This window comes from Acinetobacter psychrotolerans (assembly GCF_048552595.1).
Classification (GTDB): domain Bacteria; phylum Pseudomonadota; class Gammaproteobacteria; order Pseudomonadales; family Moraxellaceae; genus Acinetobacter.
This window is the reverse complement of record NZ_JBIMDK010000009.1, coordinates 39,761-53,339: the sequence shown is the minus strand read 5'-3', so window position 1 is coordinate 53,339 and position 13,579 is coordinate 39,761. Positions and strand designations below refer to the sequence as shown.

Below are 13,579 nucleotides of genomic sequence, written 5' to 3'. Positions count from 1 at the left end.
AAAGAATGCAAATCACAATTCAATCAAACATATAAGAAAAGCCTTTCATATGAAAGGCTTTTAACAACTTAATAACGCATAATATTAAGACAATGTTGCCAGAATATCTCTCAGAGTTTGGCTAGGATTTTCTGATTGAGTAATTGGGCGGCCAATCACTAAATGCGTAGAACCATCTAACATTGCTTGCTTTGGTGTAACAATTCGCTTTTGATCATCCGCATTTGAACCTTCAGGGCGAATACCAGGCGTTACAAGTGAAAATTCCTGTCCTAATTGATCACGTAGCATTTTTGCTTCTTGCGCAGAACAAACTACGCCATCCAAACCACTGTCTTGCGTCAATTTGGCTAAACGCTGAACCTGTTCAAATGGCTCTACATCCAAACCAATATCACGTAAGTCTTCACGTCCCATAGATGTTAAAACAGTTACTGCAATTAATTGTGTTGCGTAGTTGCCCTTTTTTAAGCGTTCCACGCATGTTTCCATCATTTTACGTCCACCAGATGCATGTACATTCACCATCCAGACCCCCATATCTCCTGCAGCACAAACAGCTTGTGCAGTCGTATTTGGAATATCATGAAATTTTAAATCGAGAAACACTTCAAAATTGCGGTCATGTAAAGCTTTGACAATAGATGAACCTTCATGAGTAAATAATTCTTTACCTACTTTCAAGCGACAAAGTGATGGATCAAGCTGATCGGCTATCGTTAAAGCGTCATATTGGCTTTTTGCATCTAGGGCTACAATAATACTCACGAATCTCAATTCCAACACATATAAGTGCGGCGATTATAATGGGGATTGATTGATGCTGTAAAATAAACAACGCATTAAAATGATAATTATTATTTTATATTGTGTAGAAAAATAAAAAAGTGCGGAAGTTAAAAAACTAAAAGCCCCATACCTATACAGCATGGAGCTTTTTTAGCATTACGATTAAAGGGGACTAGAGCTCTTATCTTCAGAGTGAATATCTAATACCGTCTTTTCATGACGCACTTTCGCAGCCGCTTCTGCCGCTGCCAGTTGTGCAGTTTGAATTTGTTCTTTTCTTAGATGATCAATATCTTTACGTAATCGGCGAATTTCCCAGTTGTTTTGAAAAACACGGAAAACCTGAACACCAATTAACAATCCTAGAACAATACCAATAACTAAGGTCAGTAAAAGCAATAAGCCTAAACGCATTGCTGGAACTTGAGTAAACCAAAGGTCTACAGGTAATTCTGTACCATTAATAAGAACTAATGCTAAAGAATATACAAATACTGCTATTAAAAGCAGTCCTAAGATAAAGCGCATAATCACCCCATTTGAATTTTATTTATTGGCAGATTCGTTTACTGCATCACGTAGTGCTTTACCAGGTTTAAAATGTGGTACTGCTTTTGCAGCAACCTCTACAGATCTTCCTGTTTTAGGATTACGACCCACACGTGGATCACGGTGATGTAAAGCAAAGCTACCAAATCCACGAATCTCTATACGATCATCAGAAGATAATGATGCAATCATTTGATCGATCATAATCTTAACAGCTTCCTCAACTAAAGGTTCTGCTAAATGTGGGTTTTTGAGAGCAATTCTTTCTATTAAGTCAGACTTATTAAGTGCTTCAGTTGTCATTTAAGACCTCATTAATTTTAATGCTAATTAACATACACTAGATAATATCCTTTTTAAATACAAAAAGGTAGCGCAGTAATCACATACTACGCTACCTTTTACAGTAATTGCATAAAAAATATTAATTAATTACATTAAATAATACTTTTTAACAATAACTTAGTGGTTCATTTGAGCTTTGATCAAATCACCAATAGTTTTAGGACCATTTTCTTGACCAGCAGCAGGTGCAGCAACTTTCAAGCCAGCAACTGCCTCTTTCTCTTCAGCTTCGTCTTTCGCTTTGATCGACAAGTTGATAGAACGTGATTTACGATCTACGTTGATGATCTTCGCTTCAACTTCTTGACCAACTTCTAAGAATTTAGTTGCATCTTCAACGCGATCGCGATTGATTTCAGATGCTTTCAAAGAAGCTTCAACTTCGTCAGCTAACTTAATAGTAGCGCCTTTAGCGTCAACTGCAGTCACAGTACCTTTAACCAAAGCACCGCGTTCGTTAATCGCTAAATAGTCATTGAACGGATCGTTGTTTAATTGCTTGATACCAAGACTGATACGATTACCTTCAGCATCTACAGACAAGATAACTGCTTCAACTGTATCGCCTTTCTTGTAACGACGAATAGCTTCTTCGCCTTGTTCGTTCCAAGAAATATCAGACAAGTGAACTAGACCATCGATACCGCCTGGTAAACCGATGAAGATACCAAAGTCAGTGATAGATTTGATCGTACCAGAAACCTTTTCGCCTTTGTCGTGTGACTTAGAGAACTCTTCCCATGGGTTAGCACGAGTTTGTTTGATACCAAGTGAAATACGACGACGTTCTTCATCAACTTCAAGAACCATAACATCAACTTCATCACCAATCTGAACAACTTTAGATGGATGGATGTTTTTGTTAGTGTGATCCATTTCTGAAACGTGTACTAAGCCTTCAACGCCTTCAGCAATTTCAGCAAAACAACCGTAATCAGTTAAGTTCGTTACACGAGCTTTAACGATTGAACCTTTAGGATAACGGTTCATGATTGCTAACCAAGGATCTTCGCCTAATTGCTTAAGACCTAAAGATACACGGTTACGTTCTTTGTCAAATTTAAGTACTTTAACAGTAACTTCTTGACCCACTTCAACAACTTCTGAAGGGTGTTTGATGCGTTTCCAAGCCATATCTGTGATATGTAGAAGACCGTCAATACCACCAAGGTCAACGAATGCGCCGTAATCAGTAAGGTTCTTAATAGTACCAGTAACTGTTTGACCTTCTTCAAGTTGAGAAAGTAATGCTTCACGGTCAGCTGAAGATTCAGCTTCCATAACTGCACGACGAGATACAACAACGTTATTACGTTTAGCATCAAGTTTAATTACTTTAAACTCTAACTCTTTACCTTCAAGGTGAGTCGTGTCACGGATAGGACGAGTGTCTACCAAAGAACCTGGTAGGAATGCACGAACTGGACCGATATCAACAGTGAAACCGCCTTTAACCTTACCAGAAATGATACCAGTAACGATTTCGCCGTCTTCAAAGATTTTTTCAAGTTTAGTCCAAGTTTCAGCACGTTTTGCTTTTTCACGTGATAAAACAGTTTGACCCATACCGTTGTCAAGTGCTTCAACAACAACATCAACTGTGTCGCCAACTTGAACTTCAAGTTCACGTTGTTCATTTAAGAATTCAGAGCGAGATACAACACCTTCAGATTTAAGGCCAGTATCAACAGTTACCCAGTCAGAATCGATGCTAACAACGATACCTTGGATGACTGCACCCTTTTCAACGTTGAGGTTTAATTCACTTGCTTCAAAGAGGGCTGCAAAAGATTCGGTCATGATATACCTAGAAAAGTCAGCGGTCTTGGATCAGACAAGGCCGGTTTAGTTAAGCGTCTACATAGTCCGTATAAAACTGATCAAGCTATGCTTATGCTGATTTTTTAAAATCAAAAAATTAAGTTATTTATCTAACTGTGCATCGACATAATCAGTCATCAGTTTAAATACTTCATCGATATTCAATTCAGAACTATCAATGATATAAGCATCTTCTGCTGGCTTGAGTGGAGCAACAGCGCGCTCCATATCTCGATTATCTCTAGCCTGTATATTAGATAAAATATCGCTTATTTTAACATCCAGCCCCATTCCCTGCAACTGTTTTACACGACGCTCTGCACGTGATTCGGCAGATGCAGTCAAATAAATCTTAGCTTGGGCTTGAGGAAAAATAGAAGTTGCCATATCTCGACCATCTGCAACCAACCCTGGTGGTTGGGCAAATGCATGTTGACGATCGACCAATGCAGCTCTAAGTGCAGGAATCGCAGCAACTTTAGACGCAAGCTCTCCCACTCGTTCGGTACGAATCGCTTGAGTCACATCTTGATTATCCAACAACACAATCGTTCCAGATGCTGAGTTTTTAAATTGGATGTCTAAATTTGCTGCAATTGTAACGCTTTGTTTGAGAACAGGCTCATCATCAAGCGCATCTATTAATGCTTTATTTTGCAAGGACAATCCAAGTAAACGATACAATGCACCTGAGTCAAGTAAATGATATTGATAATGATCTGCAAGTTTTGCTGCAAGTGTTCCTTTACCAGAACCACTTGGCCCATCAATCGTGATAATTTGAATTGTCATTGAATTTCCAATTAAGCTACAGACTTAGCAAGTTTCTTAAAGCCAAGTGTAATCGCTAGTTTAAGCTGTGCAAGTATTAATTTACTCACAAATGGCGCACGTGCTTGTAATTCGATCGTATAGTCTACACGTGTTTTATTTGCTGCAATTTCAGTAAATTCAATAATACCAATATGATGCTTGATTAATGGATTATTGATAATTTTATATTCAATTCGTTTATTCACATCAAGCAATGTAATCTGTTCTTGAATAGGTTTGATTGGTCCAAAACCCATACGGCGAATCGAACCCAAACCATCTGGACGTTTTGGGTCTGCAGAATCTTTCACGCGAACCACTTGTACAGGGGCAAAAGCAGTATTATAAGTTGCATGCTTTGAAAGTAGATCAAATACTTGGTCTAGAGGTGCATTAAACTCTTGTTTTACTTGAATCGAATTCATTTTTATTACCCTTTTAAATGCTATATTTATTTTGACAATATATATTGTCATAAAAATCAAACATATTCTAAAACATATTTATTCATCATTTAATGACTTTTGTTGTAATTTCTGCAGTTTTTTTTGTTCTCGGCGCATTTTAAAAAAATCAGACAATTGTTCAGAACATTGTATTTGTAAACAGCCACTTTCAAATTTAAATACATGATTATAATAACCCGTATCTAACAATTGACGACTACTAACCAATGAACCAGCTTTAGGCTCAAGTGCTGCAAAAACAACACGTTGAATACGAGAATGAATCAACGCCCCCACACACATGGTACAAGGCTCTAACGTGACATAAAGTGTGGCATCTTCAGGAAGTCGATAATTTTCAATATTTTGGCAAGCAGTTCGGATGGCCTGTATTTCAGCATGCGCAGTCGGGTCGCATTGTGAAATAGGCGAATTATAACCTTCCCCAATCACCCGACCTTGACTCACAATGATTGCTCCGACAGGAATTTCCCCCTTAGAAGCAGCAAATGCAGCAAGTTCAAAAGCTTGCTGCATCCATTGTTCATCTATTTGCTGTAAAATTTCTTCAGACATAATACCTTAAATCACACCATACTGTGCTAACAAGGCATTCCAACTGTCTATTGTCGTCACTGGAGGATTCTTTGACAAAATCGCTGCCAATGTCAAAGCATCCGACTGCTCCCATTCAGGAGATAAGTCTTTATCAACCAAACGTGCACGGACACCTTCTACGAAATCAGGATGGCGAATTTTCCAATTAGAAATTTGTTTTTCCAACTCAAAAACTTCCGCCCATGGATGAACCTGACGTCCCCATTGCCACAACAACCATGTAATTGCTGCCGTACTTGGTGAACCCTTTTGTAGATTTTCACTGGCTTGGCGCAACCAATCGCTTCGCGCATCACTCAAACCAATAATCGACTCATAATCTTGCTGGAAATTTGCACCACGACAAACACTGTGAATAACATCAAGTGAATTTTGTAGCGGGCCTGGCGAAACAGGACGATGCAAACTGTTTAAAGTATCATCCAATGCACGGAAATCCCCTGCTGGATAATGTTCCCAATCAATACTAATAAGCTTTTGTAAAACAACATCACGCTGTGCATCACAAATATGCGTTGCCCATCCAATTCCATAACCACCCGCAGCAGTCATGATTGAACCCGTTAAGCCCGTAAATAAACCAATTGGACCACGATCTGCCAAGAAGCGAGTAGCACCTACATCAGGATATAAACCAATATTCACTTCAGGCATGGCAAGACGCGAATAAGGTGTAACTAAACGGAATGGTGCAGCCATAAACAGACCTAAACCACCACCCATCACATAACCTTCACCCCAAATAACGATTGGTTTGGCATAGTTATGTAACAATAAGTCGAGCGCATATTCTGTTTCGAAGAATTTGTTTGCTGCATCTACTTCATTATTGATCACCAATTGGCGAAGTTTACGAACATCACCGCCAGCACAAAATGCTTTAGGTGTAGTCGAGTCCAACCAAATAGCTTTAACTGAAGCATCATCATGAAAGTCTTCGAACAACTTTAATAAAGCAGCAACAATAGATTCATCTAATGCATGAAGCGATTTTGGACGATTTAAACGAATAACTCGCCATCCATTTTTTGCTTCTTCGATGATTAAATCGGGGTGATAGTCATTCATTTCGGGAGAATTTGTCATGCGTCCAGCTGCCAGTCAATCGGCTCAATGCCATTTTGTTTCAGATAATTATTTGTTTTAGAAAATGCCTTACAACCAAAAAAACCACCACGATTCGCTGCCAATGGAGAAGGATGAACAGCTTTCAATACCAGATGTTTTTCCTGATCTATGCGTTGTCCTTTTTTCTGAGCATACGCACCCCATAAGATGAATACAATATGCGCTCTAGATTCATTCAACACATCAATCACTTGATCTGTAAAGTCTTCCCAGCCACGTTTTTGATGTGAAGTCGGCTGTCCTGCCTCTACAGTCAAAACACTGTTGAGTAGCAATACACCTTGTTGTGCCCACTTGGTTAAATCACCATTACGTGACACAGCAATACCTAAATCCGTATTTAATTCGTGAAAAATATTACGCAACGAAGGTGGTATAGCAAGACCTTTTTGCACAGAAAAACTCAAACCATGCGCTTGATCTGGACCATGATAAGGATCTTGACCTAAAATCACCACTTTCACATTGGCGATTGGCGTTGTATTCAAAGCATTAAAAATCAATGAACTGGGTGGATAAATAAGTTTATCAGCATTTTTTTCTTCGACCAAAAATGACTTTAGCTCATCCATTTTTGGACTGAGTAAAAAGTCAGCCAAACTATCTTTCCAACTTTGATCCAACCGAACTTGATTTAATTTTGTTTGTTCGAGTTCAGTCAATTGCATCTACGCTCATCCTAAATTCCAACTTCCTAAATTTTATCCATAGATGTTTAAATTAATTTCCTAAAAAATCACGATTTAAACTTTAACTTGTAAATCCACTTCAGGATTTTGGAATTGAACACCTTGTTTCAATTTTTCATACATTTCGATATCAGACCATTCAGCTTGCACTTGTTCTGAAAAGATAATTCTATCTAAGCTTAATTGTCCCATTTGAACATTATCAATATCTTCTTGAAAGCTTTGTGCATAACCTGTATCTGTTTCATGCACAATCACAGAATAAACTTCTACGTCACCTTCCCCATTTTGGGTAATAGTTGACTGTAACACTTGCTGTGCAAGGAAAAAGAATATACGTGAAAACTGCTCGGCTGATGGTGAGACAGGCAATGCAACCCAACGTGCGCTAAAAGTTTTACATGCCTGAATATATTCAGGATTATCATCTTGCCAATAACATATTGCATGATCAAAGCTATCAAAGAGCTCTTTAATTACACCTTTAAGCAGACCAAAATCATACACCATTTGACCATGATCAAGCTTAGATGCTTTCAGGAGTAATTCCACCTTATAGCTATGCCCATGTATAGAGCGTTTGCAACGATCTGAGGTGCAATTACGCACAATATGTGCATTTTCAAACTTAAACAACTTACGAATTAACATGAGTCAAATTTTACAAACAAAGCGGCTGAGAAACTCGATTATAAAGCAAAATTCATTCACTGAGCATTAATTTTAACGATCTTTGCGATTGGTAAATAGATAAATACAGCTTCTTACTTTAAAGCACTGTAGATGTAGTCGTTCAAATGAACAACCTACCAAATACCAACGCTAAATATTTTTCTTCTTTTATTAAATTACACATATTTTCATACACATTTTAAATTTAATGCCTTTAATTCAATCATGCTTAAATACCTTGTGCAGATACATCCAAAAATGAACTATGCAATTTAAAATGGCGCTAAACTACGTGAATAAACATACACTTGCGCCTTATCATTTCGCATTAAATAACTAGTAAATTGACGTTTGCGATTACTCAGTAGAACTTCGATATTGGCTTTAAAATAATTCGATTTCACATCGAAAAGTGCATCTTTATTTTTTTGTGCAAATGTCTCCGCTGCCAATATATCAAATGATGGCGTTTTCATTAGCTCTGTGACATTGGCAAAATACTCAAGTTTACCTTGTTTTGATTCAATCGTAGATTTCACCGTATTTATATCTATTCGCTCATCAATCGCTGCTAAAACCATTGCAGGCGCAGTATTAATATTAATTTTCGTATTTATATCAGGTAATGCACTAATATATATTTGAATCAAATCGAAATTCTTCCCTTCAAAACCGCGAACCAATTTTAATTCTTCCACACTGGCAAATTTGCGATTTGCCGCCATATAAGGCTTAGCCAATCCTTGATAATAGCTACTCTCCGCCCCCATTGAGCCATTTGTTTCATCATCTGGATCTTGCCAATCGATAACAGATTGAACCGCATCTGCTGGCAATCCAACACGAACCAAAAGTTTTGAAAAATATTCTTGAGTAACTGGATTCGGCTTCCCTTCACTATTCAGCAAACTGTTAATATTAAATTTGCCCGATTCATCCAACAATTGTCCAGAGACATAACCATCTTCAACTGGAAACGCAGGCATTGGCTTTGCCCAAGTTTCTTGTAAATAATCTGCCGCTTTACTACTTTCGCTATCTTGTACTAACAATTCTGAATAAAAAGCTTCTGCACTTTCCGCATAAGAAATTGATTGATTTTGTCGTTTTAAAAAAGCTGTACTTTCATTGGTATAACTTTGTCTTTTTGCAATCGTTGCAGCAATAATAGTCGCCAATGCCACCATGACCAATATCGTGATTAATGCAATCCCTTTGTGCTGCTTCATGTGCATATCGATCGACCTATCCAAAGTATTTAATCAGATGAAATTACGATTTTTTGATCTCATAGTTAGTATTTAACAAACTAAACATCCATTCATATTCAATATCATGAATAGTCACTTTAATTTTTAAACCACGCGGTAGTAAATTTTCAGTGGTTTCCTGATCATTTGCCCAACGATCCAACTCATTCGGATTAAGTACACTGACCTGAAACTGATCTACATTTGCCAATAACACACTGGATAACGGCTGTTCTGAACGCACTCGGTTCAAATTTGAATACTTTAAACGATATAATTTTTTTTCTTGCTGTTCATAATGATATTCCACTCGCTCATAGGGAGAAACACCCTGTTTAAGTGGGTCGGTCACCCCTGCTTTGCTAAAAGTGAGCTTTTGGTTATCTAAACGCAATGGCGGTTCAATTTCACCACCATTATTGGCTGAAACTGGAATAATCTGCAATGTATCTCGTTGAATTTGCTGATAAGCTTCCTGTAATTGTCCAAGATTTTCCTCATGCATCGCATTGCGGTCTTTTACTTTGATTAAATAATCAAAAATTTTCCAACCCAATGCAGAAAGCACTGCAAAAATTGCAATCGCCACCAATAGCTCTACCAATGTAAAGCCTGACTTTTGGATAAAGTTTTGCGCTTTCTTATTATTTTTTATCATCATTTTCATGATTGTTTTTCTTTTATTGGATAATTAAAAAAAACCATATTGGTGATGCCAGTCTCTACTTTCCCTAAATCATTATCAAAAAGACTGACTTGAATATCAATTTTTTGCACATTCGGACTGATTGTAGATTCTGATTTTTTATCAATTTGCCACGTTTCACCTTGTGCAGTAATTTGCTTGGAAGCAGTTCCAGTCAACCACTCTCGATTGATTATCATTTGAGCAATTTCATTTTGAGCTACAAATTGCGCTTTGGTACGCAAAATCGCATTGGCTGTGGATTGCGTGTATTGCATTGCTACTTTAGTTAACGCCATTGCAGCAACTGCGAAAATAGCCAATGCCACCACGACCTCTATCAGGGTAAAGCCTTTATTTTTCTTCATCTACTTTACCCAAATAATCAACACGTATGACATCGCCCACAGGGGTTTGGTCATAATACATTTGAATAGTTACTGGTTTCGCCTCACCATTACCAAACCAAATTAATTTCGGTGCATTATTTCCCAATAAATCACTATTACTCGCATTTTGAAATTGATGATCTTGTTCTTGGATTTGGAAAGATACATGGTCTGGTAATGTTCTTTTCTGAAAATCAGTCTGCTCTTTCCACGGCTTATTTTCTACAATACGAACGTTTTGTTGAGCATCCGTTTTTACCGGAATATATTCAATAATACCGTACTGTCCCGCAGTAACATCGGTCGCATTTTGCTGATCCAAAGCATAAATACGTGCTTGATCATTGGCTTCACGGTTAATTTGTTTTAAATCGAGTAGTAACATTTCTCGTGCTTGCATTGCTTTGCGCTGATCCAAACCATCAATATTTAATACAAGAAGTGAAGCGATAATACTCATAATGACAATAACCACCATCACCTCAATCAAGGTAAAACCTTTCATTGTTCGAGATGACGGTATAGTTTTAATCACAACTTAAGCGACCCGCACAGAAGATTGTGGATGTTTAGGTACTGCCAATGCTTGATCAATCAATGAAACTCGAAGTGTATCTCTGCAACCTAAATAACGTTGATAAAAACTTGAGTTGAGAATTGCTGCACCACCATGGGTGATTGACCAAATTGAAGCTAGATAATCACGTGTAGACATTAAACTATCAATCGATATTAAATAACTTTCTGTCATACGAATAATGAGACGTAAGCGCTGTTTACGTATTTGATAAAGTTCGCTAAACAAAAGGTGAATACCGACACCTGTCGTAGAAAGACGCTCTTCGATCTGATGAAACAATACAGCTCTTTCTGGATGATGCAAATGATGCAACATAAAAAAAGCCAAATGCTCAGGAAAGGCTTTTTCTGTATCCCGTATCATCTCTAACAACATGCGTTCATTACGAGTAATGAGCAACATATATAGCTCATCTTTGCTTTGAAAGTGTTTGTAAAGGGTTCCCTTCGCTAGATCAAGTTCAGCAGCGAGCGCGTCTAGCGTCATCCCTGATTCACCATTCTCTAAAAGCAATTGTTCAGCAACCTGAAAAATTAACGCTTCTCTTGCTCTAAATTGAGCCTGTCGATCCATCTTCACCCAATAAACTCTCTTCTTTGTTCTATCCGTTAAAACGATTTAATTCATTCGACTACTTTTGCTTCAGGAGATTTTCAAAATTTTGTGTAGTAATGAATGCAATTTCCTCAAGCGATTTATCATATACATCACTTAAGGCTTTGGCTACATAGGGAACGTATTTTGGTTCATTAGACTTTCCTCTATATGGCATAGGCGCTAAATAAGGACTATCGGTTTCAATCAAGACACGATCTAAAGGCACTTGTTTTGCAACATCTCGTAAATCTTGTGCATTCTTAAAAGACACGATACCTGAAAAAGATATGTAATAACCACAGTCTAAAACAGCTTTTGCTGTTTCCCAGTCTTCTGTAAAACAATGCAAAATACCATGCGTAGATTGCTCTGCACGAATGATATCTACAGTATCATGCTTCGCAGAACGTGTATGTACAACCACAGGCTTTTTCACAATTTGTGAAGCATGAATATGCCGTGCAAAACAGTTTTTTTGCTCTGCAACAAATTCAGTGCTGTGGAAATAATCTAAACCTGTTTCACCCAATGCCCAAGCTTTATCCGCTTGTGCCAGTTCTACCAATTTTTCAACGGTCGCTCGCTGCATTACCGCTACATCTTCACATGGATGTACACCAACACTATAACCTACGTCTGCATGACGAGCCGCAATTTCTGACAATGCAAGATGATCGTCTAAATCGACAGAAATCCCCATAAATTTAGAAACACCACTTTCACGTGCTTGTTGTAAAGCTACGTCAAGGTTTCCCTGATAAGGGGTTAAATCCAACATAGTGAGATGGCAATGGGTATCAACAAACACAATATTTCCTAATGCTTTAAAAGAGTTTTACATTGTAAAACTAGGACGATCCAAAGACATACTTCCTGCAAGCAATTTCTCTGCTTCCATTTTGTAATAAATGCCTTTTTCACCAGATAATTGAATTGCGAAACCTTGCGGTTTAATCCCGTTCTGTTTTTGCGAAATCCAAACCACTTTACCCGTTAATGGAATTTTTTGTGATTGCTCAGGCAATCCTGCCAAAACAAACACTTCATCACCCATTTTTACAGGATTTTTTGAAGGTACAAATAACCCTCCACCAAGGATATAAGGCATATAACTGGCTTGAAGTGTGGCACGATCATTAATATTGACTTGAATCAAGCCGCCCATACGTGGTTGCATAATGATTTCCCCTTAATCCCTTATGAATATAAATATACAAATTTTATGTCACATTCATTAATTGAATGGATAGTTGATCAACAATTAGATTTGTTTGAACATTTTGATCAACTTTTAACTTTGATTGTTGTAGATCTTCATAAATTGCAAATAATTTTTGCAAACTATATTGTTCTGCAAGCACTGTGAAATCTAAATCAGAATTTTTTACAACTTGATTCAGCTTGACACAAATTATATCTGACAACAAGTATTCAAACATTTGCAGTAGATCTGAAAAATTTAATTCTTTATTCCATTTCGTTGCAAACTGTAAAGGCATACTTCTTTGTTGCACCAGTCGCAACCAATCTTTTACAAATTCTGCCCGACGATTCAACCAATCCAATTCAGACAGAGCAATCGCTTGCAAAGGCATATAACTAGAAAGATTCATCAGTAATGGAATTTTAGAGTGTAAATTTTCTGGAAGATGCTCTTGTAAATAAAGTTCAGACTGATTTGGGCTAATACGATCCATTGCAAAGCGCTGCAAACGACTTCTAATCGTTGCAGGTAACTTCAAGAAGTGATCAGCCAACAAAATGATCACCACACGGTCGCCTGGTTCTTCAAGTGTTTTCAATAATGCATTTGCCGAAGCAATATTTAATGCTTCCGCAGGTTCAATTACAATAACACGCCAACCATCTACCGTTTGCTGGACAAATGGCAGTAGATCACGGATCTTCTCAATCTTAATTTTTGCGTTTTGCTTTTTATTGTCTTCATCGGTGGTGATATAAACACAGTTCGGATGTGTATCCGATTTTAACCACTGACAACTACTACATTCACCGCAAGCACCAGCTGGAGTTTTATTTAGACATAAAATCCAAGCCAAAAACTGTTGAGCAAATGCGTGTTTTCCACAGCCTTTTTTGCCGTAGAATAGTAAACCATGTCCCACTTGAGGAAAACGACCCGTCAAGGTATCCCAAACTGTTTGTTGCCAAGGATAAACTTGAGAATTAGCAGCATCCATTAAACAT

18 protein-coding genes are annotated in these 13,579 nt (G+C 37.7%); all 18 read right to left on the bottom strand.

What is annotated here, in order from left to right:
* Positions 1 to 84: 84 nt before the first annotated feature.
* Positions 85 to 768: an orotidine-5'-phosphate decarboxylase gene (pyrF, locus tag ACG94X_RS09870; RefSeq protein WP_419383556.1), complete on the bottom strand. Its 684-nt coding sequence runs from the start codon at positions 766 to 768 to the stop codon at positions 85 to 87.
* A 183-nt stretch (positions 769 to 951) separates the two neighbouring features.
* Positions 952 to 1,317, bottom strand: a complete 366-nt coding sequence (locus ACG94X_RS09865; protein ID WP_419383555.1) for a lipopolysaccharide assembly protein LapA domain-containing protein — start codon at positions 1,315 to 1,317, stop codon at positions 952 to 954.
* Between the two features lie 18 nt (positions 1,318 to 1,335).
* Complete coding sequence (locus tag ACG94X_RS09860) at positions 1,336 to 1,641, bottom strand: integration host factor subunit beta (RefSeq protein WP_419383554.1); 306 nt, start codon at positions 1,639 to 1,641, stop codon at positions 1,336 to 1,338.
* 159 nt (positions 1,642 to 1,800) lie between these two features.
* Entirely contained in the window at positions 1,801 to 3,483 is a 1,683-nt protein-coding gene (gene rpsA / locus ACG94X_RS09855) for a 30S ribosomal protein S1 (RefSeq protein WP_419383553.1), read from the bottom strand.
* Between the two features lie 123 nt (positions 3,484 to 3,606).
* The gene (gene cmk, locus ACG94X_RS09850; protein WP_419383552.1) at positions 3,607 to 4,296 is read right to left on the bottom strand and encodes a (d)CMP kinase; all 690 of its coding nucleotides are present in this window, start codon (positions 4,294 to 4,296) and stop codon (positions 3,607 to 3,609) included.
* Positions 4,297 to 4,307: 11 nt separating this feature from the next.
* A complete protein-coding gene (locus tag ACG94X_RS09845) occupies positions 4,308 to 4,742 on the bottom strand; it encodes an SRPBCC family protein (protein ID WP_419383551.1) in 435 nt (144 codons plus the stop codon).
* Between the two features lie 78 nt (positions 4,743 to 4,820).
* The gene (tadA, locus tag ACG94X_RS09840) at positions 4,821 to 5,339 is read right to left on the bottom strand and encodes a tRNA adenosine(34) deaminase TadA (RefSeq protein ID WP_419383550.1); all 519 of its coding nucleotides are present in this window, start codon (positions 5,337 to 5,339) and stop codon (positions 4,821 to 4,823) included.
* A 6-nt stretch (positions 5,340 to 5,345) separates the two neighbouring features.
* Entirely contained in the window at positions 5,346 to 6,467 is a 1,122-nt protein-coding gene (locus tag ACG94X_RS09835) for an enoyl-CoA hydratase/isomerase family protein (protein ID WP_419383549.1), read from the bottom strand.
* Complete coding sequence (ung, locus tag ACG94X_RS09830; RefSeq protein ID WP_419383548.1) at positions 6,464 to 7,177, bottom strand: uracil-DNA glycosylase; 714 nt, start codon at positions 7,175 to 7,177, stop codon at positions 6,464 to 6,466. The genes ACG94X_RS09835 and ung overlap by 4 nt, the downstream gene beginning before the upstream one ends.
* A gap of 75 nt (positions 7,178 to 7,252) precedes the next feature.
* Positions 7,253 to 7,849 carry a 6-pyruvoyl trahydropterin synthase family protein gene (locus ACG94X_RS09825; protein ID WP_419383547.1) on the bottom strand — a complete coding sequence of 199 codons (597 nt, stop codon included), beginning with the start codon at positions 7,847 to 7,849 and terminating at the stop codon, positions 7,253 to 7,255.
* A gap of 293 nt (positions 7,850 to 8,142) precedes the next feature.
* Positions 8,143 to 9,105 carry a type II secretion system minor pseudopilin GspK gene (gene gspK / locus ACG94X_RS09820; RefSeq protein WP_419383546.1) on the bottom strand — a complete coding sequence of 321 codons (963 nt, stop codon included), beginning with the start codon at positions 9,103 to 9,105 and terminating at the stop codon, positions 8,143 to 8,145.
* Between the two features lie 37 nt (positions 9,106 to 9,142).
* The gene (gene gspJ / locus ACG94X_RS09815) at positions 9,143 to 9,787 is read right to left on the bottom strand and encodes a type II secretion system minor pseudopilin GspJ (RefSeq protein WP_419383545.1); all 645 of its coding nucleotides are present in this window, start codon (positions 9,785 to 9,787) and stop codon (positions 9,143 to 9,145) included.
* Positions 9,784 to 10,173, bottom strand: a complete 390-nt coding sequence (gspI, locus tag ACG94X_RS09810; protein WP_419383544.1) for a type II secretion system minor pseudopilin GspI — start codon at positions 10,171 to 10,173, stop codon at positions 9,784 to 9,786. Before gspI ends, gspJ begins: the two co-directional genes overlap by 4 nt.
* Entirely contained in the window at positions 10,160 to 10,699 is a 540-nt protein-coding gene (locus ACG94X_RS09805; protein WP_419383620.1) for a prepilin-type N-terminal cleavage/methylation domain-containing protein, read from the bottom strand. Before ACG94X_RS09805 ends, gspI begins: the two co-directional genes overlap by 14 nt.
* Before the next feature lie 33 nt (positions 10,700 to 10,732).
* On the bottom strand, positions 10,733 to 11,347 hold the full coding sequence (locus ACG94X_RS09800; RefSeq protein ID WP_419383543.1) for a TetR/AcrR family transcriptional regulator: 615 nt from the start codon (positions 11,345 to 11,347) through the stop codon (positions 10,733 to 10,735).
* 58 nt (positions 11,348 to 11,405) lie between these two features.
* Positions 11,406 to 12,179, bottom strand: coding sequence for a TatD family hydrolase (locus tag ACG94X_RS09795; RefSeq protein ID WP_419383542.1), 774 nt, complete (start codon positions 12,177 to 12,179; stop codon positions 11,406 to 11,408).
* A 27-nt stretch (positions 12,180 to 12,206) separates the two neighbouring features.
* Positions 12,207 to 12,548: a PilZ domain-containing protein gene (locus tag ACG94X_RS09790; protein ID WP_419383541.1), complete on the bottom strand. Its 342-nt coding sequence runs from the start codon at positions 12,546 to 12,548 to the stop codon at positions 12,207 to 12,209.
* Positions 12,549 to 12,591: 43 nt separating this feature from the next.
* The gene (locus ACG94X_RS09785) at positions 12,592 to 13,572 is read right to left on the bottom strand and encodes a DNA polymerase III delta subunit-related protein (RefSeq protein ID WP_419383540.1); all 981 of its coding nucleotides are present in this window, start codon (positions 13,570 to 13,572) and stop codon (positions 12,592 to 12,594) included.
* Positions 13,573 to 13,579 lie beyond the last annotated feature (7 nt).